The organism is Meridianimarinicoccus aquatilis, from assembly GCF_004358675.1.
Taxonomy (GTDB): Bacteria; Pseudomonadota; Alphaproteobacteria; order Rhodobacterales; family Rhodobacteraceae; genus Meridianimarinicoccus; species Meridianimarinicoccus aquatilis.
This window is the reverse complement of record NZ_SMZO01000019.1, coordinates 38,985-60,271: the sequence shown is the minus strand read 5'-3', so window position 1 is coordinate 60,271 and position 21,287 is coordinate 38,985. Positions and strand designations below refer to the sequence as shown.

20 protein-coding genes and 1 pseudogene are annotated in these 21,287 nt (G+C 59.0%); 12 read left to right on the top strand and 9 right to left on the bottom strand.

Annotated features, from left to right (window positions below; translation table 11 throughout):
- Position 1: 1 nt before the first annotated feature.
- Genes E2L05_RS10190 through gmk form a run of 3 tightly spaced genes read right to left on the bottom strand, consistent with a single transcriptional unit; the run spans position 2 to position 2,351 of the window.
- A complete protein-coding gene (locus tag E2L05_RS10190; RefSeq protein ID WP_133342803.1) occupies positions 2-1,177 on the bottom strand; it encodes a trans-sulfuration enzyme family protein in 1,176 nt (391 codons plus the stop codon).
- Positions 1,174-1,713 (bottom strand): gamma carbonic anhydrase family protein, encoded by a 540-nt coding sequence (locus E2L05_RS10185; RefSeq protein WP_133342802.1) that lies wholly within the window; start codon positions 1,711-1,713, stop codon positions 1,174-1,176. The genes E2L05_RS10190 and E2L05_RS10185 overlap by 4 nt, the downstream gene beginning before the upstream one ends.
- Entirely contained in the window at positions 1,710-2,351 is a 642-nt protein-coding gene (gene gmk / locus E2L05_RS10180; RefSeq protein WP_133342801.1) for a guanylate kinase, read from the bottom strand. The genes E2L05_RS10185 and gmk overlap by 4 nt, the downstream gene beginning before the upstream one ends.
- A 329-nt stretch (positions 2,352-2,680) precedes the next feature.
- On the opposite strand from gmk, the gene E2L05_RS10175 reads away from it, so the two are divergent.
- The gene (locus E2L05_RS10175; RefSeq protein ID WP_165971731.1) at positions 2,681-3,364 is read left to right on the top strand and encodes a PAS domain-containing protein; all 684 of its coding nucleotides are present in this window, start codon (positions 2,681-2,683) and stop codon (positions 3,362-3,364) included.
- Between the two features lie 132 nt (positions 3,365-3,496).
- Here E2L05_RS10175 and E2L05_RS10170 read toward each other — a convergent pair whose 3' ends face one another.
- A complete protein-coding gene (locus E2L05_RS10170) occupies positions 3,497-4,867 on the bottom strand; it encodes a class II 3-deoxy-7-phosphoheptulonate synthase (RefSeq protein ID WP_133342799.1) in 1,371 nt (456 codons plus the stop codon).
- A gap of 257 nt (positions 4,868-5,124) precedes the next feature.
- On the opposite strand from E2L05_RS10170, the gene E2L05_RS10165 reads away from it, so the two are divergent.
- On the top strand, positions 5,125-6,114 hold the full coding sequence (locus E2L05_RS10165) for a GlxA family transcriptional regulator (RefSeq protein WP_133342798.1): 990 nt from the start codon (positions 5,125-5,127) through the stop codon (positions 6,112-6,114).
- Here E2L05_RS10165 and E2L05_RS10160 read toward each other — a convergent pair.
- Together E2L05_RS10160 and E2L05_RS10155 are read right to left on the bottom strand one after the other, a co-directional pair.
- Positions 6,111-6,692: a hypothetical protein gene (locus E2L05_RS10160; protein WP_133342797.1), complete on the bottom strand. Its 582-nt coding sequence runs from the start codon at positions 6,690-6,692 to the stop codon at positions 6,111-6,113. The genes E2L05_RS10165 and E2L05_RS10160 overlap by 4 nt on opposite strands.
- Positions 6,693-6,792: 100 nt before the next feature.
- Positions 6,793-7,902: a PQQ-dependent sugar dehydrogenase gene (locus E2L05_RS10155; protein WP_133342796.1), complete on the bottom strand. Its 1,110-nt coding sequence runs from the start codon at positions 7,900-7,902 to the stop codon at positions 6,793-6,795.
- A 172-nt stretch (positions 7,903-8,074) separates the two neighbouring features.
- Here E2L05_RS10155 and E2L05_RS10150 point away from each other — a divergent pair, with 172 nt between their 5' ends.
- The 8 genes from E2L05_RS10150 to E2L05_RS10115 all read left to right on the top strand — a co-directional run bounded on the left by E2L05_RS10150 (position 8,075) and on the right by E2L05_RS10115 (position 14,647).
- Entirely contained in the window at positions 8,075-9,265 is a 1,191-nt protein-coding gene (locus tag E2L05_RS10150) for an ABC transporter substrate-binding protein (protein WP_133342795.1), read from the top strand.
- A 76-nt stretch (positions 9,266-9,341) separates the two neighbouring features.
- Positions 9,342-10,130 (top strand): ABC transporter ATP-binding protein, encoded by a 789-nt coding sequence (locus E2L05_RS10145; RefSeq protein ID WP_133342794.1) that lies wholly within the window; start codon positions 9,342-9,344, stop codon positions 10,128-10,130.
- A 73-nt stretch (positions 10,131-10,203) separates the two neighbouring features.
- Positions 10,204-10,917 (top strand): ABC transporter ATP-binding protein, encoded by a 714-nt coding sequence (locus tag E2L05_RS10140; RefSeq protein ID WP_133342793.1) that lies wholly within the window; start codon positions 10,204-10,206, stop codon positions 10,915-10,917.
- A gap of 3 nt (positions 10,918-10,920) precedes the next feature.
- On the top strand, positions 10,921-11,313 hold the full coding sequence (locus E2L05_RS10135) for a hypothetical protein (RefSeq protein WP_133342792.1): 393 nt from the start codon (positions 10,921-10,923) through the stop codon (positions 11,311-11,313).
- Positions 11,313-11,678, top strand: a complete 366-nt coding sequence (locus E2L05_RS10130) for a hypothetical protein (protein ID WP_133342791.1) — start codon at positions 11,313-11,315, stop codon at positions 11,676-11,678. The genes E2L05_RS10135 and E2L05_RS10130 overlap by 1 nt, the downstream gene beginning before the upstream one ends.
- On the top strand, positions 11,678-12,688 hold the full coding sequence (locus tag E2L05_RS10125; RefSeq protein ID WP_133342813.1) for a branched-chain amino acid ABC transporter permease: 1,011 nt from the start codon (positions 11,678-11,680) through the stop codon (positions 12,686-12,688). Before E2L05_RS10130 ends, E2L05_RS10125 begins: the two co-directional genes overlap by 1 nt.
- A complete protein-coding gene (locus E2L05_RS10120; RefSeq protein WP_133342790.1) occupies positions 12,685-13,983 on the top strand; it encodes a branched-chain amino acid ABC transporter permease in 1,299 nt (432 codons plus the stop codon). Before E2L05_RS10125 ends, E2L05_RS10120 begins: the two co-directional genes overlap by 4 nt.
- A 112-nt stretch (positions 13,984-14,095) precedes the next feature.
- Positions 14,096-14,647, top strand: a complete 552-nt coding sequence (locus E2L05_RS10115; protein ID WP_133342789.1) for a hypothetical protein — start codon at positions 14,096-14,098, stop codon at positions 14,645-14,647.
- Positions 14,648-14,653: 6 nt separating this feature from the next.
- On the opposite strand, the gene E2L05_RS10110 is transcribed toward E2L05_RS10115, so the two are convergent.
- Together E2L05_RS10110 and E2L05_RS10105 are read right to left on the bottom strand one after the other, a co-directional pair.
- Positions 14,654-15,091, bottom strand: coding sequence for a hypothetical protein (locus tag E2L05_RS10110; protein WP_133342788.1), 438 nt, complete (start codon positions 15,089-15,091; stop codon positions 14,654-14,656).
- A gap of 263 nt (positions 15,092-15,354) precedes the next feature.
- A complete protein-coding gene (locus E2L05_RS10105; protein WP_243721937.1) occupies positions 15,355-17,460 on the bottom strand; it encodes an amidohydrolase family protein in 2,106 nt (701 codons plus the stop codon).
- A gap of 741 nt (positions 17,461-18,201) precedes the next feature.
- Between E2L05_RS10105 and E2L05_RS10100 the strand changes: the two genes are divergently transcribed.
- Positions 18,202-18,495: a class II fructose-bisphosphate aldolase gene (locus E2L05_RS10100; RefSeq protein ID WP_243721936.1), complete on the top strand. Its 294-nt coding sequence runs from the start codon at positions 18,202-18,204 to the stop codon at positions 18,493-18,495.
- A gap of 521 nt (positions 18,496-19,016) precedes the next feature.
- Here the strand turns inward: E2L05_RS10100 and E2L05_RS10095 are convergent.
- On the bottom strand, positions 19,017-19,811 hold the full coding sequence (locus tag E2L05_RS10095) for a DUF2189 domain-containing protein (RefSeq protein ID WP_133342786.1): 795 nt from the start codon (positions 19,809-19,811) through the stop codon (positions 19,017-19,019).
- A gap of 494 nt (positions 19,812-20,305) precedes the next feature.
- Between E2L05_RS10095 and E2L05_RS21080 the strand changes: the two are divergent.
- Positions 20,306-21,100: pseudogene (locus tag E2L05_RS21080) on the top strand (helix-turn-helix domain-containing protein); the annotation flags it as partial.
- Positions 21,101-21,287: the final 187 nt, after the last annotated feature.

Sequence of the window (21,287 nt, the reverse complement as noted above, 5' to 3'; positions counted from 1 at the left end):
CTCAAACAGCCCCAACAGCGCGCCCAAACGCCGAGAGCAGAAATTCTTGCGGTTCAATGCCGACCGAGACGCGGAACGTGCCTTCGGTGATGCCAATTGCAGCGCGCTCTGTCACGCTCAGGGCGCGGTGAGAACTGGACGCCGGGTGCGAGAGGGTCGTGGCCACATCGCCCAGCGTTGGCGCGAAGGGCAGATCCTCTGCCGCGCGGATCAATCTGTTCGCCGCCTCGCGGCCACCATCAACCTCAAAGGTCACCATATTGCCAAAGCGCCCCTGCAGCAGTTCGGCCGCGCGGGCATGGTCGGGGTGATCCGCACGGCCAGGATACAGAACGCGGGCAACTGGCCCCATGTCCGCCAGCGCATCCGCCAGCGCTACGGCGTTGGAACTTGCCCGTTCAAACCTCAGATCAAAGGTGAACAGCCCTCGCTCGGCCAACCAGCAATCAAACGGGCTTGGCGTCAGACCGAAGGTGGTCGCAGTGTCGTAGATAGCTTTTTGATGTGCCGGATCGGACGCCTGAACATAGCCAAGCGTCACATCGGAATGGCCAGCCAGAAGTTTGGTCACGGAATGCAGCACAATGTCCGCCCCCACATCAATTCCCCGGATCGCAGCCGGTGTGGTAAAGGTGTTGTCTACAACCAGCAACGCACCCGCGGCCTTGGTGGCCTTGGCGATTGCGTGAATGTCCGCCACCCGAAGCGTTGGGTTCGACACGACTTCCACAAGAACAAGCCGTGTGCCCGGCGTGATGGCCGCAGTGAACGCTGCGGGATCTGTGGGATCAGCCAAGGCCGTTTCGACCCCCATGCGCGGCAACTCTTCACGCATCAAACGAAGTGAGCGACCGTAAAGCTGCGAGCCGCCAAGCACCCTGTCCCCGGTCTTCAGCAAGCCGAACATCACAGCCGTAATGGCCGCCATGCCAGAGCCAACCAAAATACCGCCCTGCACGCCTTCCATAGCGTCGATCTTTGCCGCCAGAACCGATGCGTTTGGGTGACCCTCGCGGGCGTAACTGAAGCCGGTCGTCTGGCGAGTATAGAGCGCATCCAGCGCATCCGCGTCTTGCGCCGTATACGCCACCGATGGCTGAAGCGGCGTTCCAATCGGAGCCGTCACACTTTGCGGCCATGGAGTGCGCCGCACGAGTGTTGTTTTTGGATCGCTCATTGCGGCATCTCCATCACTGTCAGTCCATCCCGAAACCGGCGCATGTTGTCACGATAGCGCGCAGCCGACTCCAACAAGGCGGCTTGCGCATCATCGTCCAGTTGACGCACGACTTTGCCCGGTGCCCCCATGACCAAAGCCCCGTCAGGGATGACTTTTCCCTCGGTCACCAATGCACCTGCCCCGATCAAGCACCCCTTGCCAATCACAGCCCCATTCAGGACCGTTGCGCCCATCCCGATCAGGCTTCCTGCGCCAATCTTGCAGCCATGCAGCATCGCCTTGTGGCCGATCGTGCAATTCTCGCCGATTGTCAGGGGTGCGCCCATGTCCGTATGCAGCACGCAGTTTTCCTGAATGTTGCTGCCTGCCCCGACGATGATCGGTTCGTTGTCACCGCGCAAGGTAGATCCAAACCAAACCGACGCCCCGGTGTGCAACACGATCTGCCCGATAACATTGGCATCCGGTGCGACCCAGAAATCGCCATCTTCTGGCAAGACGGGGCTCTGGCCGTCCAAGCTATAAAGCGTCATGTCCGCTCCTCAAATTCAACGTTCAACGCTCGCACACGGTCAATAAGGCCCGGCTGGCGGCTGCGTTTCAGGCGCTCTGCCGTTACGATAGCCCGCAATTCAGCCTCGGCTCTGTCAATGTCGTTATTCACCAGTACATAGTCATACTCGGCCCAATGGCTGATCTCGTCACGAGACCGCTGCATCCGACCCTTGATAATCTCCGGCGTGTCTTGGCCGCGCCCGGTGAGGCGCTTTTCAAGCTCAGCAATTGACGGTGGAAGCACGAAGACTGACACAACGTCTTCAGCCCGAAGCGAATTGCGCACCTGCTGGCCGCCCTGCCAGTCGATATCGAACAAAACGTCTTCGCCCTCGTCCAGTGCGGCAAGAACCGGCCCTTTCGGTGAGCCATAGAAATTACCGAACACTTCGGCATGCTCCAAAAAGGCACCTTCATTGATCATCGCCGTGAATTCCTCACGAGAATGGAAGTAATATTCCACACCATTGGTCTCTCCGCTGCGTGCGGCACGTGTTGTGGCAGAAACAGAGAACTGGATCGATGGATCCCACTGTCGCAAACGATTAGCGAGTGTGGATTTCCCAGCACCCGATGGGGAAGAAAGCATGATCAGCAAACCGCGGCGGTGGGCCATAACGCATCCTGTGGTCAGTTTCGATACACGCGCAGTTGCCCGTTTTACGGGGGTGCGGTCAACCCGGGCCAATCACCGGGAACACACGCCTAAGTGGTGCTAAACGTCTAAATTGAATTAACCATCGGCATATAATTCACAACACTTTGACGGAAACTTGTGACAAAAGTTTTTTCAGGTAAGCTGAAGGTATTCGGGTTTGATGTCCTCAGCCATTTTTTAGTGATTGATACAGTGCGCAACATCGCCTTATCGACAGAAGTGTGGGGACGAAAAGGATGCAAACCGGGGAAACGGGATGCGGGTCAAATAAGGTTGTAGGGTTACCAATGCGTGCACTTGACATGAAGCATCCGGCAATTGCGCAAGTTGAAGCCTATTGGGAAGCTTTGCGTGGCAACCGCAACGTTCCGCTCAGATCTGAGATTGATCCGCGCGGAATTGATCAAGCACTTGAAAACGCGTTCATTCTGGAACGCATTGCGCCAAGCGTTGCGCGTTTTCGTTTGGCTGGCATGCATTTAAATGACCTGATGGGAATGGAAGTGCGCGGTATGCCCGTGACATCCTTATTCACAGGCGACAGCCGGACCAAACTCACCGACACGCTTGAGCATTTATTCGAAGAACCGGCCAAGGTTCTTCTGCGTTTGACTGGCGAACATGCAGCGGGACGGGGCAAAACCAGCGGTGAAATGCTGTTGTTGCCGTTGCGCAGCGACCTTGGGGATATCAGCCGCGCAATCGGTTGCCTTGTCTCTGACGGCCGTATCGGCGGAAAATCGCCACTTCGGTTTAACATTTCCGGAGCCGAGATTACTCCATTGAGCGGCGTTTCACGCGGCACGCGATCATCCAACGTGTACAAAGCACCTGATGAGGTGATTGCGCCAGCACAGGCCGCCTTGCAGGAAGAGGCCAAAGAATACCAAGTGGCACCGTCGAACGAAGACGTGGATCCAAATGTCGCCAAGCGACCTGCTTATTTGCGTCTGGTTCACGACAACACCTGAACGCGGTTGCGGACGCGCTTTCAAGCATCAATTGGAACGCTTGGGTATAATGCGCCGTTTACAGAACGAGTTCACAAAAAAGGCCCGCACCGCTTTTTCGGTACGGGCCCTTTTTTTTCCGACACGCCAAGCTCAGTTCGCGTTGACCGCCATGTTTTCCCGCGCAGAGGTCAGCTCTTCTGCCACAAGGAACGCAAGCTCAAGCGACTGGCTGGCATTCAAACGTGGGTCACAAGCGGTATGGTACCGCGATGACAGATCATCTTCGGTCACATCACGCACACCGCCGGTGCATTCAGTTACATCCGCGCCGGTCATTTCGAAATGCACACCGCCGGGATGGGTTCCCTCGGCCTTGTGGATTGCAAAGAACTCCCGAACTTCCCGTAGCACGCTGTCGAACGGGCGCGTTTTGTACCCGGTTGCTGACTTGATCGTGTTGCCGTGCATGGGGTCACAGCTCCAGACCACATTCGCCCCTTCTTCGCCAACTGCTTTGACAAGACGCGGCAGATGCTCGCCAACTGACCCGGCGCCAAAGCGCGCGATCAAGGTAAGACGCCCTGCTTCGTTCGTTGGGTTCAGCTTTTCCATAAGAACTTTGAGGTCGTCCGCTGTAGTGGTTGGTCCGCACTTCAGGCCAATGGGATTCTGGACACCACGGCAGAATTCCACATGTGCGCCATCAGGCTGGCGGGTACGATCTCCGATCCAGATCAGGTGACCGGAGCCAGCAACAGGCTTGCCCGACGTGCTGTCGATCCTGCAAAGCGCCTCTTCATACTCAAGCAACAGGCCTTCATGGCTGGTGTAAAAATCCACCTCTTGCAGCGTGTGCGCGCTACGTGGGTCCACGCCTGCCGCCTTCATGAAGTCCAGCGCATCGGCGATCCGGTTCGCCATTTCACGGTAACGATCGGCTTTTTCATGCTCGGTGAATCCGAGCGTCCAAGCGTGTACCTTGTGCATATCGGCATAGCCGCCAGACGAAAACGCCCGCAACAGGTTCAGTGTGGCCGCCGCCTGCGTGTAAGCCTGCAGCATCCGCTCTGGATCAGGAATGCGGGATTCAGCGGTGAAACCGATGTCGTTGATGATGTCGCCGCGATAGGACGGAAGCTCAACTCCGTTCGACGTCTCTGTGGGTGCGGAACGCGGCTTTGCAAATTGCCCGGCCATGCGCCCGACTTTTACCACAGGCACCTTGGCGGCATAGGTCAGAACCATCGCCATCTGCAGCATGACTTTGAACGTGTCGCGAATGGAATCGGCGCTGAACTGCTGAAAGCTTTCGGCACAATCGCCGCCCTGCAACAAGAACGCTTCACCACGTGCAACTTTCGCAAGCTCGTCCTTCAATGTGCGAACCTCGCCTGCGAACACAAGCGGAGGGAACGATGACAGACGTGCTTCAACCTGAGCCAAGGCAGCGGGGTCGGTATAGTCGGGCATCTGGATCCGGGGTTTGCTGCGCCAGTCCGATTTATTCCAAGTCGATGCCATAATATCCTCCGATCATTGTCCCGCGTGGGGAGTTGGGGTTGATTGCTCACCTAGGGCTGCCCTGTCAAGTCAAAGCGGTCGCGCTAACAGCCCGCGCTGCTGCTTTCGTGGGCATTTTGTGAATTTCATCAATCTGCAAGCCGCCCCTTCCCCCGGCTCGATCCGTGGGCTACGGGTTTTGGACCGCTCTGACCGGCGCAGGCCTGCATACCAGACCTTGAACCGCAACGAGCAGTACAACTCGCCATGGTGATCATATGAAGCCCGTCAGCACCCCGCAGCCAAGACCGATCCGGTTCGTGTTTGTGCTGCTCCCGCGGTTCAGTCTGCTCGCGTTCTCGGCTGCGGTCGAAGCCCTTCGAGTGGCAAATCGCATGTCAGACCGCGCGATCTATGAATGGACGATTATCGGTGACAGTGGCGAAGAGGCGGTAAGTTCGTCTGGCACTTCAATCAGGTTGAATGGTGATCTGATCGAGTTGGCGCGCGACGACCATATTATCGTTTGTGGCGGACTGGATGTGCACGATGCGACGACCAAGCGCCTGCTGAACTGGCTCAGACGCGAAGCGCGGCGTGGCTGCCCGATCGGTGGCTTGTGTACAGGCGCCTATGTGCTGGCCGAAGCCGGTCTGTTGGACGGCAAGCGCGCGACGATCCACTGGGAAAATCAAGACAGTTTTGCAGAACAGTTTGAAGATGTCATGCTCACAAAGTCCGTCTTCACGATGGACGGCCCGAGGTTCACAACCGCAGGTGGGACGGCCTCAATCGATCTGATGCTTAAGCTGATCGCCCGGCAAGCTGGCGAAGATGTGGCATCCGCCGTGGCGGACCAATTGATCTATTCGTCCATCCGAACCGACCAGGATGTGCAGCGATTGTCGATCCCAACGCGCATCGGCGTGCGCCATCCAAAGCTAGCGACCGTGATCAAGCAGATGGAATCAAATATCGAAGAACCGATCAGCCCCGCGATTCTTGCCCGCGACGTCGGCCTGTCCACCCGGCAACTTGAACGTTTGTTCCGCCGTTACCTGAGCCGTTCACCCAAGCGATATTACATGGAACTGCGCCTGTCCAAAGCCCGCAATCTGTTGATGCAAACCGACATGAGCGTGATCAATGTCGCGCTGGCCTGCGGCTTCACTTCGCCCTCGCATTTCTCGAAATGCTATCGCGCGCAGTACGACACCACGCCCTATCGCGAGCGTGGCGCCATGGCCGCAGACCGGCAGTCGCGTTAGCCGCGACGGCGGCGGGTCAGACCGAGTGCACCAATCCCACCCGCCAAAAGAGCCAGCGGCGCGGGCAGCGGCACTTGAGGCGTCGCCGGATCGGTAGAGATGTTGTCATACCCCAGCCCCGCCAGATCGTTCGAAAAGATCGACACGCTCGTTGCGCCGCCAAGACCGACGAAGCTTGCGCTGGCGATGGTTTCGGTGCCGACCCGTGTATAGGTGCGGATGTCCACCCCCCCCGGCGTGTCAAATTCGAAGGTCGCCGTGCTGCCCAGAGTGTCGAACGCAAGTATATCCAGGCTGAAGCTGTTGGTCGCGGCAGGGAACAAGATGTGCAACGTCTGCTCGCACGCGTTGCCGCCGACTGAGAAGTCACAGGAAAGAACATAGGACGACAGTGTCGCGCTATCGAAGATGCGCACGTTCGGGTTCGACCCGGCGGAAATTGACGTGAAAAGGAACCCCCCGGTGCTCAGGCCAGCGGGCATCGGAAAATTCTGCGTCGTAAAGGTTTCGAAATCTTCCGTCGCCGCCATCAGGGGCGATCCGAGCAGTAGAGCGGCAACAAGGGTACGTTTGAACATCTGAAAACTCCCACCAAAGATGACGTTGGTTACCTTTGGTTAATCATCAATCAACAGTGAAGTCCGGAAAACCCGCCCCGTGCCCTGTGCGGGGACCGCATCAGCCCGGTGTCATCCGGTATACCGCCCCGTTGTTTTCCGAAATGAACCAGATCGCGCCGTCCGGCCCTTCGCGCACGTCGCGGACCCGTGCGGTTTGCGGGCCTTCGATCTGTTCCGCTTCGGCCATCGTGTCGCCGTCGATCCGGCTGATCAGGCTGAACTTGAGACTTCCGACGAAAAAGTCCCCGCGCCATTCCGGCCAAAGTTTGCCTGAATAAATCGCCATGCCCGAAGGCGCGATAGACGGGTCCCAATAGTGCGCCGGTTGTTGCATTCCCGCTTGCGCCGTGCCTTTGCCGATCCGCGCGCCGGAATAATGCCGACCGTATGAAATGACCGGCCAACCATAGTTCTGCCCCTTCTTCACAAGGTTCACTTCGTCGCCGCCGCGGGCCCCATGCTCCGCCACCCAAAGCCGACCATTTGCGTCAAGTGCTGCCCCTTGCGGATTGCGGTGGCCAATACTCCAGATCTCAGGCTGCGCCCCTGAGTGCCCGACAAATGGATTGTCCGCCGGTACACTGCCATCTCGGGCGATGCGCACCACGCTGCCTTCGTGGCGGGACAGGTCCTGCGCGGCGGGCCGATCACCCCGTTCGCCGATGGTGACGTAGATCATCCCGTCACGCCCTTCGACCAGACGCGACCCAAAATGCCGCCCACCCGACGCCCCGGGGGTCATTTCAAATATCGTGCGCACGTCCTCCAGGCGAGTTGCGCTCTGCGATAGCACGGCGCGCGCCACAGCCGTTCCAGCGCCACCGCCACTTTGGGGTTTGGCGAAACTCAGATATATCTCGCGTGTCTGAGCGAAGTCGTTTGGAACCAAGACATCAAGCAATCCGCCCTGCCCTGATGCTGCCACCTTCGGCACGCCAGCGATGGACCGCGATGCGCCCCCCTCGACAACCAACAACCGTCCGCCGCGTTCCGTGATGATCAGCCCGCCGCCCGGCAAAAAGCCCAAGGACCAAGGTTCAGACAATCCGCCAACCATTTGTTGTATACGCAATGAGCCAGCGTCGCTGTCCAAACTCTGGGCTTGTGTTCCAGATGACGCCCAAACTGCCACCAGAGCCGCTGCCGTGATCTGCCAAAGCTGTCTCATTGATCATCCTTTCGACTTTAACCGTTCGTGTAACGATTAGATCGAAATTCCCGCTTGGCGATGAACGAAACCGTGTTTTTCGCGTGCGAGGCCGCTTTTCATTCACCTCAGGCCGCACTAGCGTTGCTTATGTGTAACAAACCATCAACAGGTCCAACACGGGGAAGAACTCATGAAAACCTTTGCAACTGCCACTGCCACGGCTGCACTGCTTTGCGGGGCAAGCTTCGCGCAAGCCGAAGACATCAAGCTTGGTGTCGTCCTGGGCTTTACGGGTCCACTTGAAACGCTGGCAGGCCCGATGGCCGACGGCGCGGAATTGGCGATTGCCGAAGTATCGGGCAGCGGGCTTCTACTCGGTGGCTCGACTGTCAGCGCGGTGCGCGGCGACAGCACCTGTGTCGATGCCGCTGCTGCCACCGCAACAGCCGAACGGCTTGTGACGTCTGAAGGGGTTTCGGCGATCATGGGCGCGATGTGCTCGGGCGCGACCGGCGCGATCTTGTCTAACGTGGCTGTGCCGAACGGCATTGTGATGATTTCGCCATCGGCAACATCCCCGGGCCTGTCCACCGTTGAAGACAACGGGCTGTTCTTCCGCACCGCGCCATCCGACGCGCGGCAGGGGGTGGTCATGGCAGACATCATCATGGAGCGCGGCCTTTCCTCCGTGGCTGTAACTTATACCAACAACGACTATGGCAAGGGTCTTGCCGACAGCTTCCAAGCTGCATTTGACGCAGCCGGTGGGACCGTCACACTGTCTAGCCCTCATGAAGACGGCAAAGCCGACTACTCCGCCGAAATCGGCGCATTGGCTGCGGCAGGCGGCGACGCACTCGTCGTTGCGGGCTATGTAGACGAAGGCGGATCCGGCATGGTGCAGGCTGCGTTGGATACCGGCGCATTCGATATGTTTGTCTTCCCTGACGGCATGGTCGGCGCCGCGTTGACCGAAAATTTCGGGTCCGACATTGACGGCTCATTCGGGCAGAACCCCGGCTCCAACAGCGATGGCGCTGCGATGTACGAAGAAATGGCCGCCGCAGCCGGAGTGAATGGCGAATCCGTTTATTCCAAGGAAGCCTATGACGCAGCCGCCCTGATCCTGCTGGCGATGCAGGCGGCCGGGTCCAGCAACTCCAATGACCTCAAAGAACATATCATGGCCGTCGCCAACGCTCCTGGTGAAAAGATCTTGCCCGGCAATCTCTCCCAAGCTCTGGAGATCCTCGCGGCAGGCGGCGATATTGACTATGTCGGCGCCAGCGCGGTCGAGCTGATCGAACCCGGCGAGGCCTCGGGCGTTTATCAGGAAGTCGAGATCGACGGCGGCGAACTGAAAACGGTCGGCTTCCGCTGATCCTGCGGGATGGGGGTATGGTGTGCTTCATGCGCCATGCCCCTGTTTTTTGACGGTTTAACAAGTCGGAGCAACAATGATTGCGGTAGAAAATCTGCACAAGCATTTCGGCGGTTTTCACGCTGTTGATGGCGCATCGCTTGAGATCGGCGAAGGCACGATCACCGGTTTAATCGGGCCTAATGGTGCCGGAAAAACAACGCTTTTCAACGTCATAGCTGGCGTTCTGCCCCCTACATCCGGACGGGTGACCATGGCGGGCGAAGACATCACCGGCCTGCCGCCGCATGAGTTGTTCCACAAGGGATTGCTTCGAACCTTTCAGATCGCCCACGAGTTCAGCAGCATGACCGTGCGCGAAAACCTGATGGTCGTTCCCGGCCACCAATCGGGCGAGGCGTTGTGGAACGCGTGGTTCCGTAGGGCATTGATAACACGCGAAGAACGGGCGCTGGCCAAGAAGGCTGACGAGGTTCTCGAGTTTCTCACCATCGACCATCTGGCCGATGAGAAGGCCGGCAACCTTTCCGGCGGGCAAAAGAAGCTGCTTGAGCTGGGCCGCACCATGATGGTGGAGGCAAAGATCGTCTTCCTGGACGAGGTCGGCGCGGGCGTTAACCGCACGCTTCTGAACACGATCGGCGACGCAATCCAGCGGCTAAACACCGAAAGAGGCTATACTTTTTGCATGATCGAACATGACATGGATTTCATCGGCCGCCTGTGTGATCCCGTGATCTGCATGGCCGAAGGTAAGGTTTTGGCCGAGGGCACGATTGGGGAAATCAAATCAAACGACGCTGTGATAGAGGCATATCTGGGCACCGGCCTGAAGAACAAAGCCAAGCTGGAGACGGTGTCATGAGCGCCTGTCCGCACTGTAAGAATCCTGTAGGTTTTTTGTATGACTCTCATATGCCGCTTTGCGGAGCAGCCCGATGACGGGCGCGCCATTTTTGGAAGCGCGCGGCATGACTGGCGGATACGGCGCGGCGGATATTCTGCACGATCTGACCATGACCGTTGCGACCGGTGAAATCGCCGTAATCGTCGGCCCGAACGGCGCAGGCAAATCCACTGCCATGAAAGCGGTCTTTGGGATGCTGCCGTTGCGGTCCGGGGCCGTGTTGCTGGATGGCGACGACATAACCCGACTGAGCCCGCAAGAACGGGTGGCGCGGGGAATGGGGTTCGTGCCGCAGGTCCGAAACATCTTTCCGTCGATGACCGTGCAAGAGAACCTTGAAATGGGCGGCTATCTGCGCCGCGATGATATCAGCGGGACCATTGATCAGGTGTATGACCTGTTTCCGATCCTGCGCGACAAGCGGCACCAATCGGCAGGCGAGTTGTCGGGGGGGCAACGCCAGCAAGTCGCCGTGGGCCGCGCCCTGATGACCAAGCCCCGCCTTTTGATGCTGGACGAGCCGACCGCCGGGGTCAGCCCCATTGTGATGGATGAATTGTTCGACAGGATCATTGAAGTTGCCCGCACCGGCATTTCCATTCTGATGGTGGAACAGAACGCGCGGCAGGCTCTTGAGATCGCCGATACCGGATACGTTCTGGTGCAGGGCGCGAACCGGTACACCGACACGGGGCAAGCATTGCTGGCGAACCCCGATGTGCGCCGCAGTTTTCTGGGAGGCTGAGCCATGACTGCCCTTCCCACGATTATCCCCGTGCTTGTCGCCATGTTTCCCGTGGACGGCTTGGAGTGCACCTTTGACAGCGCAAGCATTGATGGCCGCTCGGCCTTTGACAGTGTATTGACTGCGCGCGCCGACCCGCTGAACGGGCATCCCGAACTGGCCATGCTGCACCTTGGCGGCGAAGACCCGCAGTTGGCCCTGATCCGGCAGGAAGGTGTGTGGCTCAGTTTGCGCACGGACCCGGACGAAGATCACAACCAGCGCGTTACCATTCTGGATTTTGCAATTTCCGGGCCAAGCGAGGGTTTGGCCGTGCTTATCGTGTCAGAGCCGGGCACAGCCACAGAAATGGTCAGCCGTAATGGCACCTGCACCGCCGTCGCGGAGCGCCGGTGATGACGCCCCGGATAATCGCGTTTTGCCTTTTTGCCTTGCTGCTGCCGCACACGGCCGCCGCCTTGGATATGACCTGCCATTTCACTGTGGAATGCTATGAAGCAGAGGAATGCGATGAAGCAGACTTTGTTCTGGACGTGCGTGACAGCGAAGAAGACGGTCATGTGCGACTTGGCGGCCCGGTGGATGATATTCGCGGCCGGATTGGCACCGCGCAGAGCGGTTCGCGCGTGGTCGTGGCACGCAGCCAGTCCAGCATGCAATTGCTGACCATCGGACCCGATGAAACCGCCCGTTACACTCTGCATCTGACCGATGGCCCTGCCATGATCAGTTATACCGGGATCTGTGAGGAAGACGAATGATAGATGCCCTGAACGCCTTGGTGGTGTTGGCCAATTTCGTGATCGTGCCGGCCGTCGCGTATGGCGCGCAACTGGCTCTTGGCGCGCTTGGCGTCACGCTGATCTTTGCAATTTTGCGGTTCACCAACATGGCCCATGGCGACACGATGGCCTTTGGCACCATGGCCACGATTTTCACCACATGGGGCCTGCAAAACGCCGGGATAAGCCTTGGCCCATTGCCCACTGCCCTGCTTGCCCTGCCGGTCGGGATCGCAGTCACGGCCTTGCTTTTGCTTGGCACCGACCGGCTTATATATCGGTTCTACAGGGCCAAGAAAGTGGCGCCGGTGATGTTGCTGATCGTCTCGGTCGGGGTGATGTTCGTGATGAACGGGTTGGTCCGGTTCATCATTGGCGTGGACGATCAACGCTTTGCCGATGGCGAACGGTTCATCATCAGCGCCCGTACATTCAAGACGATGACAGGTCTGGACGAGGGGCTGGCGATCCGCACGACGCAGGGGATTACGGTTGTCACAGCAATCATCGTGGTCGCGGCCCTGTTCTGGTTTCTGGAGCGCACGCGCACGGGAAAATCCATGCGGGCTTATTCCGACAACGAAGATCTGGCGTTGCTATCTGGCATCAACCCCGAGCGGGTGGTGATGATCACGTGGGTTCTTGTGGCCGCGCTGGCGACCATTGCCGGTGTGCTTTACGGGTTGGACAAGTCGTTCAAGCCGTTCACCTATTTCCAGCTTTTGCTGCCGATTTTCGCGGCGGCGATCGTCGGCGGGCTTGGCAGCCCGGTGGGGGCGATCATCGGCGGGTTTGTCATCGCCTTTTCCGAGGTCGGCGTGACCTATGCGTTCAAGCGGGTGCTTGGATATTTGCTGCCCGAAGGGCTTGAGCCGACGGGGTTGGTGCAGCTTTTGGGCACGGATTACAAATTCGCGGTGAGTTTCGCGATCTTGGTGGTGGTTCTGATATTCAAGCCAACCGGACTGTATAAGGGGGCTTCGGCATGACGCGGCGCGAGGCGGGACTGTTTGCGCTTGTGGCGCTTTTGATTGTGGGCACCGGGGTTGTGCAGGGCTGGAACTCTGCCCTGCTGATTCTGAACATGGGGTTGGTGTCGGCCTTGATGGCCTTGGGCGTGAACCTTCAATGGGGGCTGGCCGGACTGTTCAACGTGGGGGTCATGGGCTTTGTCGCGCTTGGCGGATTGGCGGTTGTGATCGTGTCGATGCCCCCCGTGGGCGAGGCTTGGGCCGCTGGGGGCGGACGCGCCTTGGCCGGATTGGTGTTTGGGGCCGCGACGGTTTTCGCCGCGATTACAGCATGGCGGCGGATGCCCCGTGGCAGGGCAAGGGCGCTGGCCATGACCGGCATACTGGTTGGCGGATTTCTGATTTACCGGGCCGTGATGGCCCCTGCCGTTGGCGCCATAGAAGCGGTTAATCCTGCGGTGACCGGGTATCTGGGCGGTATGGGGTTGCCGGTGCTGGTCGCATGGCCTGTGGGCGGGCTGCTTGCCGCAGGTGCGGCGTGGGTGATTGGCAAAACGGCCTTGGGGCTGCGGGCGGATTATCTGGCGATTGCGACGCTGGGCATTTCCGAGATCGTCATCGCCGTTTTGAAGAATGAAGATTGGCTGAGCCGCGGCGTCAAAAACGTCAACGGTCTGCCTCGCCCGGTTCCGAACGAGATTGATCTGCAAGAAAGTGCGGAGTTCGTGGCGCGGGCCGATGGGTTGGGTCTGGACCCGGTCCTGGCCTCGACGCTTTATGTGAAAGCGGCCTACGGGGTTCTGTTTGCTGTCGTGCTGATCATCGTGCTGGTGCTGGCGCAACTGGCGCTGCGGTCCCCTTGGGGGCGGATGATGCGGGCGATCCGCGACAACGAGGTCGCCGCCAATGCCATGGGCAAGAACATCACCGCCCGGCATTTGCAGGTCTTCGTGCTTGGCTCTGCCGTGTGCGGTTTGGCAGGGGCGATGATGACCACGCTGGACGGCCAGTTGACCCCATCCAGCTATCAGCCCCTGCGCTATACGTTCCTGATCTGGGTGATGGTGATCGTCGGCGGGTCGGGCAACAATTTCGGCGCGGTTCTGGGCGGGATGCTGATCTGGTTCCTGTGGGTGCAGGTCGAGCCGATGGGTCAATGGTTGTTAGGCGTGATCACAGCCCCCATGCCAGACGGCTCTTGGCTCAAGGGGCATTTGCTGGACGGCGCGGCACAGATGCGACTGCTGACCATGGGGCTGGTGCTATTGCTGGTGCTGCGGTTCAGCCCGCGTGGATTGATGCCCGAACGCTAGGCGCGCTGTGCACAAGGCAGGGTGCCCCGTCCTTGACCGAACGGAGCGCGCAGGTCAGGGTTGGGCAAACGCGGCCTGAGCCAAGTGTTCGCGACCAAAAGAGGACGATGGTATGGCCGAATTCGACATCTGCGCCTATGGCGATCAAGGATCACACGGTGCGGCAACGGGCGTGTTGGCCAATAACGGCACGCTGACAGGGCACCATATTATTCCCGACCACTGTTTTTATTACACTTCGGGGCTGCGCGGCAAAGGCGACCTTTCTGGCTTTCTGTGTCCCAACGTGCGCGGCTATACCACGGCGGCTGCGCCGGTGATCATTCTGAGCGCAGACAATAACGGCGGCAAGTCTCGCAATCACGGGCTGGCCCATGCTGTGTTTGACCCGATTGAACTGGCGGCGTCGCAGGTCGGCAACCAATGGAGTTACGCCGACGCGCGCGCAGCCGCCATACGCAGCATTGCAACCCAGTTTCCGGTGTCCGAGGCCGCGGTCACACAGGCCTTGGACGCGTACTTTGTCGACGAATTAGGGCTTGAGGATACCACAATGATCCGCGCCGGCGAGCATGGCACAATGGCCTCTGCCCCAGCGCCACGGCGCAGCGGGCGCGCGCCGCGCCAACGCCACATGCCGAATTTTCGCTTCAAACCGTATTGAAGCCGCTCACCCCAGTTTGAGTTCGGTACGTTCCCAACGGGCATAGATATAGATCAAGACAGCAATCGCTGCCGATCCGACCAGCAGGTAGAACCCCGAAAACCCTGCTGCGCCAAAAATCGTAGGGCGGGTGAACAGGCTCATCCATACGGTGAGGAATACGGTCGACGCCGCGCCAGCAAGCAGCAAAAGCACGGACCAGCGGTTGCGCTTCCACAAAAGCCACGCCCCGGCCAAACCGCCCCAGACGCCAATCGCCCAGATCGCGCTGACCCACACGGACAGCCCGCCAACAAGTGTCGCGACTTCCGGCGGGAACATCCCCAGATAGGCCTGCACCCCGAGCTTGCTCAGCGAGTAATCAAGCGCCGCCAGCGCATAAAAGGCCAGCGTCAGGACCGCGATGGGCCAATGGTGCCAAGGGGCTTTGGTCGTGGGTGTCATCGAAGGCTCCGCGTCTGAATGTGTGTACCAAGGTGTGCCAGACAGGGCGTCAATGTCCAGCCGCAAGGTGACGCGGGGGGCTGCAAGAGATCGGACCGTGGCCAATGCAGCGCAAATGCGGCGACGGAAACGGCCACCCCGTTGCAACACCGAGTGAACAGCCGCATTTGCGGCCCGTTCGGCCGACTGCACACAGGTTTCGGCTTGGCTGGCTGGGGCGCGACCCACCCCAGCCAATTTTGTGCTTTGTCACACTGTTCGGGCTAGTCTGTGCCTGAGTCTGTCACAACGAGAGACGCGGTTATGAGGCCACTCAGCGTGCGCGCCACGCAAGCACCGGAATGCTGTGCATTGGCGTAGGCTGACGCAGGCAGGGCCGTGAACGACCTGCGGCTGGTCTGCATTTCGTGGGATGCCGCGAAGGCGCGCAAGAATCCGGCATAGGGATCGCGCCCATCGCCGCGCGGCTGATAATTCAATCGCCCGTCGCGCATGCCCGCCCGATAGATCGTGTCGCCTTCCTTGATCGTCTCCAGAACTTTGATGCTGTCGAGTGTCTCGGGGTCTATCGCTGTCGGGTCTTTGGACAGAATAACCAAGTCGGCCAGCTTTCCGGGTGCGAGTGAGCCTTTTTGGTCTTCTTCAAAATGTTGGTAGGCAGGCCAGATCGTGAGGGATTTCAACGCGGTCAGCACATCAACGCGCTGCGCCGGGCCAATAATGTCGCCCGACCGCGAGCGGCGGGTCACGGTGGCATCCAATATGCGCATGGAATCGGGAAACGCCACCGGCGCATCGTGGTGGCTTGAGAACATCATACCGCGCTGGCGCACCCACCCCGTGGGCGAAATGTTGTCAGCGGCCGCAGGTCCGACAGTGCGGTCACGGTGCCAGTCGCCCCAATAAAACGTGTGCATGGGAAACAGCGATGGAAAGACATCCAACCGATTGTAGGCGTCAACCTGATCTTCGCGCAGGAATTGCCCATGGATCAAAACGGGGCGACGGTCTGTCACTCCGTGGGTTTGGGTCGCTGTATCAATTGCCCCGATCAGGATATCGGATGCCCCTTCGCCATTGGCATGCACAAGGATTTGCACATCGTTTTCAAACGCCCAGTCCACGGCGTCAAAGACCTGATCATTAGTGGCGGAGGCATACCCCGCGTAGTCGGAACGAACCCCTTCTGGCGGCTTGTAATACGGGCGGTCGCGCAGTGCGGTAAAACCTTGGGGCGAGCCATCTATGGTCAGCTTTGCCCCGCCCACGCGAAAGCGGTCGGTATAGTCGCGCGACTGATTTTCCAAGATATAGTCGCGGTCCACCAGCACGTCCGGATAAGTCACCACATCGATGTCGAGCCCTTCTTCGGTTGCAACGGCTTGCATCAGGTCGGCAGTCACTGGAAAAGAGCGCCCCTCTTGCGCGGTTGTGTAGCCAAATGAGGCAATCAATTCGGTGCCAGCCCGGAAAATCGCGCGGTTGGCGACCTCGTCCAGTCCGCCAAGCAATTGCCCGATCACGACATTCGCCGCATTTTCTTCGAGCACGCCATTCGGTTCTGTGCTTGCCGGGCGTCGGCGGATGACACCGCCCACCGGGTTCGGCGTGTCAGCCGTGATGCCCGCTTGTTCCAGCGCCTTTGAGTTGGCGACGCCCAGATGGCCGGACTGGTGCACCGCATAGACGGGGATTTCGGTCGAGACCGCGTCAAGCTCGTCTCGTGTCGGGTGGCGCTGTTCGGCAAGTTGCGCATCGTCATACCCAAAACCAAGGATCAAGCCCGCCGCCCCCACGCGCTCTGGCTGGGCGGCGGCGAAATCGCGTAGAACTTGTTGCAGTGTTGGGATGTCGTTGACCGTGCCATCGGGAGCGGGCAACAGGTTGGCCGAAAGCGCCTGAATGCCAATCATGAAGACATGGCCATGGGCATCCACAAATCCGGGGATCATCGTGCGGCCAGCCAAGTCGATGACGTTGGTGCCCGGGCCTTGCAAGGCCATGACATCTTTCGCATCGCCGACCCCGATGATCACACCGTCTTTTTCTGCCAGGGCTTCGGCCCGCATGGCGCCATCAACCATCGTCAGGATTGGGCCTCCCGTCCAGATACGGTCAGCCAGAACACCCCCCGCATCGCTTTGAGAGGTGGCGGTGTGTTGCTCTCGAAAATACTCCCAGGCATCGACCTCGCGCCCGTCTGTGAGGGTGCAGATACCCCGCTGGCCTTCAGCGTTCTGCACGATGGCGTAAGCGCCGCCTTGCAGGGCGCAGAACGTGGCAGCAGGGTTGGCGATTTCCGATGCGGCTGTGGCCGTCGCAAGACACACCGCGATCACGCTGAAGGGAACTGAAAGGAAACGGCGCATTTTCATTATGCCTGTCTGTTGATTAAGGGCGAAGGGACGTGATCTTGCAGGGGCAAAAACCAAGCGTTCAGTGCGGTGTCGTGAAAAGCCTCAGTCGTCTCATGATCGGGAATTCCGCGTTCTTCTGTCAACCGTCATACCCACCGGGCGCAGCAGTTTTCGGCGTGAACGAGACGCAATCTGAAGGGTCGCGGGGAGAGAAAAGGAGACAGGCTTGCCCGCCCATGGCACGGTTTAAGCCGGACACACATGATGCGAATCCCGGAGGCAAAATGGACAGCAGAAACGGTCGGGTGATCTGACCGTCGCGGAGAAAAACCCGCATCTTGGGCCCGAGGCGAGCGAGCTGAGGGCGGGAGATGTATTCTGTGGAACTTTACAACCGGGCGTGCCGGGCGTGCCATATCGAAGGGATGAGCCAGAGCGAAGCGGCCCGGGCGTTCTGATTTGACCGCAAGACGGTTGCAAAGCTCCTGAAGCACTCGGTGCCAACAGGCTATCGACGGTCGAAACCGCCGGTCCGACCGACGCTCGATCGCTTCGTTCCGGTCATCGACCAGATACTGGAGAACGACAAAGGCCGCCTGAAGAAGCAACGGCACACCGCAAAGCGGGTCTTTGAACGGCTGCGATGCGGTCACGCGCCAAGGCGCCTGCCAGACACCAGCCGTTGGGGACTATTCCACCGGTTCTTTGATCCATTTCGCTCCGGGATTGTCATCTAATCGGTATGGCGGGGGAATGGTTCCCTCTTGGGGTGTGCCCTTGGAAGAGATCGAACTGGGCATCAAGCACGGGGTGCGCAAGGTCAACTTCGACACAGACCTGCGAATGGCTTTGACTGGCACGATCCGCAAGGTGCCGGCAGAGGACAATGGTCAGTTCGATCCGCGCAAATACCTGGCACCGGGCGTGGAAGCCATGTCGGCGGTCTGTTTCGACCGGTTTGATCGGTCCGGCTGCGCTGGAATGGCGTCAATATCTGGGTCATTCCGCTCTCGGACATGGCCAAACGATACCAATCCGGACGCTTGAGGCCGGTTTTCGGTTGCTAAGGCCCGACGCCTCCGTCTTGGTCGCCATCGCATGCTTCGGGCGCGCGGCAAATGCAGCGCGCGCTGAGACCATTTAGTGCCGTCATTTTTTGTATCAGCACATCAACTCCGTCGGCTTACATTGTATTGGGTTTCGCACGTCGCTTTCTCGGCGAATTTGGGTTGTCCGCCCAACTGTCGGAGCATCCGCGCGTACAGCATTAAACAATCAGGTGCAGAGAACGGCAGAAAGGTCAGCGAACTGTGAGTTGGCTTAGACGCCGATTGTGCTTTCGCAGCGAAAGGCGACAATGAGGGCTGCGACCGAAGCATTTGGACACATTGCTCAAGGTCCGCTCAGGGCCGTCCCTGTATCCATTGGCAACCCAGCTTGGACAGGACGCCGCTCTGCGCTGCGCTGCGCATAGGCGTAACCGAAAACCCTCGCAAGGGGGTCAGGAATGGTGCGACGTTCGATTTGAAGTTCTTCAACGTGGATCCGCCGCCCGCTCGGTCGCGACTTCACTCCACTGCCCGCTGATAGAGATGCCATGTGGTATGGCCAAGGATCGGTAGCGTTAAGATCAAGCCCATGAATGCCGGAGCCATCGACAATAGCATGGTGATCGAGATGATCGCCGCCCAAGCGAGCATGACCACGGGGCTTTTCTTAACGACGGCAATAGAGGTGAGCATCGCGGAAACGAAATCCATTTCCCGGTCAAGCAGCATGGGCATGGCAATGACGGTCACCGAGAACAGGACTGCAGACAGCAAAGCGCCGACGCAGGTGCCAATAGCAAGGAAGGTCCAGCCCTCCGCTGTAAAGAACACGACGTTCAAGAAGCCTTCAAAATCCGAGAAGGATGAATCCATCAGGACAATCACCAGCACGGTGCGAAACTGATAGAACCAGACCCACAAGATGAACAGGGTGACAAAGGCCATCCAGCCCATCTCGCGCTTGCGTTGATTGACCATAACGGTGAGAATTTCATGCCAGCCAAAACTCTCTCCCGTCTGCAACCGGCGGGAAATTTCATAAAGCCCGGCAGCGGCAAAAGGTGCCACCAACGGGAAGGCGACAAGGGCCGGAATGATCATCCAGATCTTGCTGAGCCAGACCAGGCACAAAATCAGCAGGATCCCGAAGACCGCATAGAACAGGCCGAAGAATCCGCTCATGACCGGACGCGCCAAAAAGTCGGAAAACCCCGCCTTGAGCGATGCCCTGATATCATCCGCAGTGACCTGATTGACCTTGGGCAAGCCCTGCGGCGGCGTCTGATTTTCCGATGATGTGTTCTTGGATGTCATGACACGCTCCTCCCAAAAGCACGGCAACTCCCTGATCCGTTGACCACAGACCCGACGGTCAAACAGACACGTCTCTTCCACATGTAAGTTTGTAGCAGGTGGGGCATTCGGGCAAGAGGCGGTGCATGTCGGCTAAGCCTTCGCTGCGGCTTTGACTTAGGTAGTGAAGCGGTCGGTCACGCCCAGAAGCGTCCCGACTGGCTCAAAAGCAATCTGACACCCGGCAGTGGCTTCGCAACGGATAGGATGTTACAAAATGGCCCTGACAGGACCCGATACAAGCAAACGATGGACCAAGCATTGGCCATCCTTGCTCAGCACGATTGGGTTGCGAAGCTCCCGGACGGAACGGTCTTAGGCGGAAAGCCGCACTGCAAGGCTAGCATGCTCAATCCAAAAGCCTGAAGACTGTCTGACGTCAGCACCAATGGGACCGTTTAGGGTGATTGGATAAGAGACGGTTTCTGGCACATCTTAACCGCCGGGGAGTGGAGATGAGGCAGAAACCCGGACCACGTAAGAGCCACGGTGAAAATGTCGTGAAGGACATCAGCCGTGCAACGCGCAAACAGTCCACTGCTGAAGAGAAGATCGGTATCGTGTTGGACGGCCTGAAGGGCGGGGACAGCATCGCGAACTGTGCCGCCGCGAAGGTATTGCGCAAAGCCTGTATTGCAGCTGGTCCAAGGAGTTCCTTGAAGCTGGGAAGAAGCGCCTGGCGGGTGACACAGCCCGCGCAGCGACCTCGACCGAAGTTAAAGACGTGCGCAGAGAATCCCGTGATTTGAAAACGGTCGTGGCCGAACAGGCCGTTTAACTGCGGCTGCTCAAAAAGGCATGATCGCGGATGGGGGCGACGACGAATGAGATACCCTGCATCCGAAAAGCTGAAGATCATCCGCCGCGCCGAAGGATCGTATCTGCCGACCAAACGCACGTTGGACAAGCTCGGGACTCGCCAAACGACCTTCTACCGCTGATATGACCGATATCTGTCAGGCGGCGCCGAAGCGCTTGAAGATCGTAGCCCGAGGCCATCCCGCGTCTGGAACCGTATTCCCGAACCGGTGCGGGAGGAGATCAAAGACCTGGCACTGAAGGAAAGCGATCTGTCGCCCGGTGAGTTGGCCTTGCGGCTCACCGACACGGAAACGTATTTTGTGTCAGAGGCTTCCGCCTATCGCATTCTCAAGTCCTACAACCTGATAACCAGCCCGGCCTATGTGGTGCTGTCAGCAGCCGATGAGGTCAAGGACAAGACCACACGGCCAAACGAGCTGTGGCAAACCCTCTCTTACCTCGGGCTGCCATCTGGCCCGAAAACCCTGACGACGGACACTCAAGAGCTGCAAGGCGGTTCCAAACCGACGCTGCGGTGACTCTCGCCGAGCGAACGTGTCATGTCGAACGATGCTCAGACCTTACGAGAGCAAAACGGAATATAAAGGTGTGCTGCAATGGTGGGGCACGCCATAC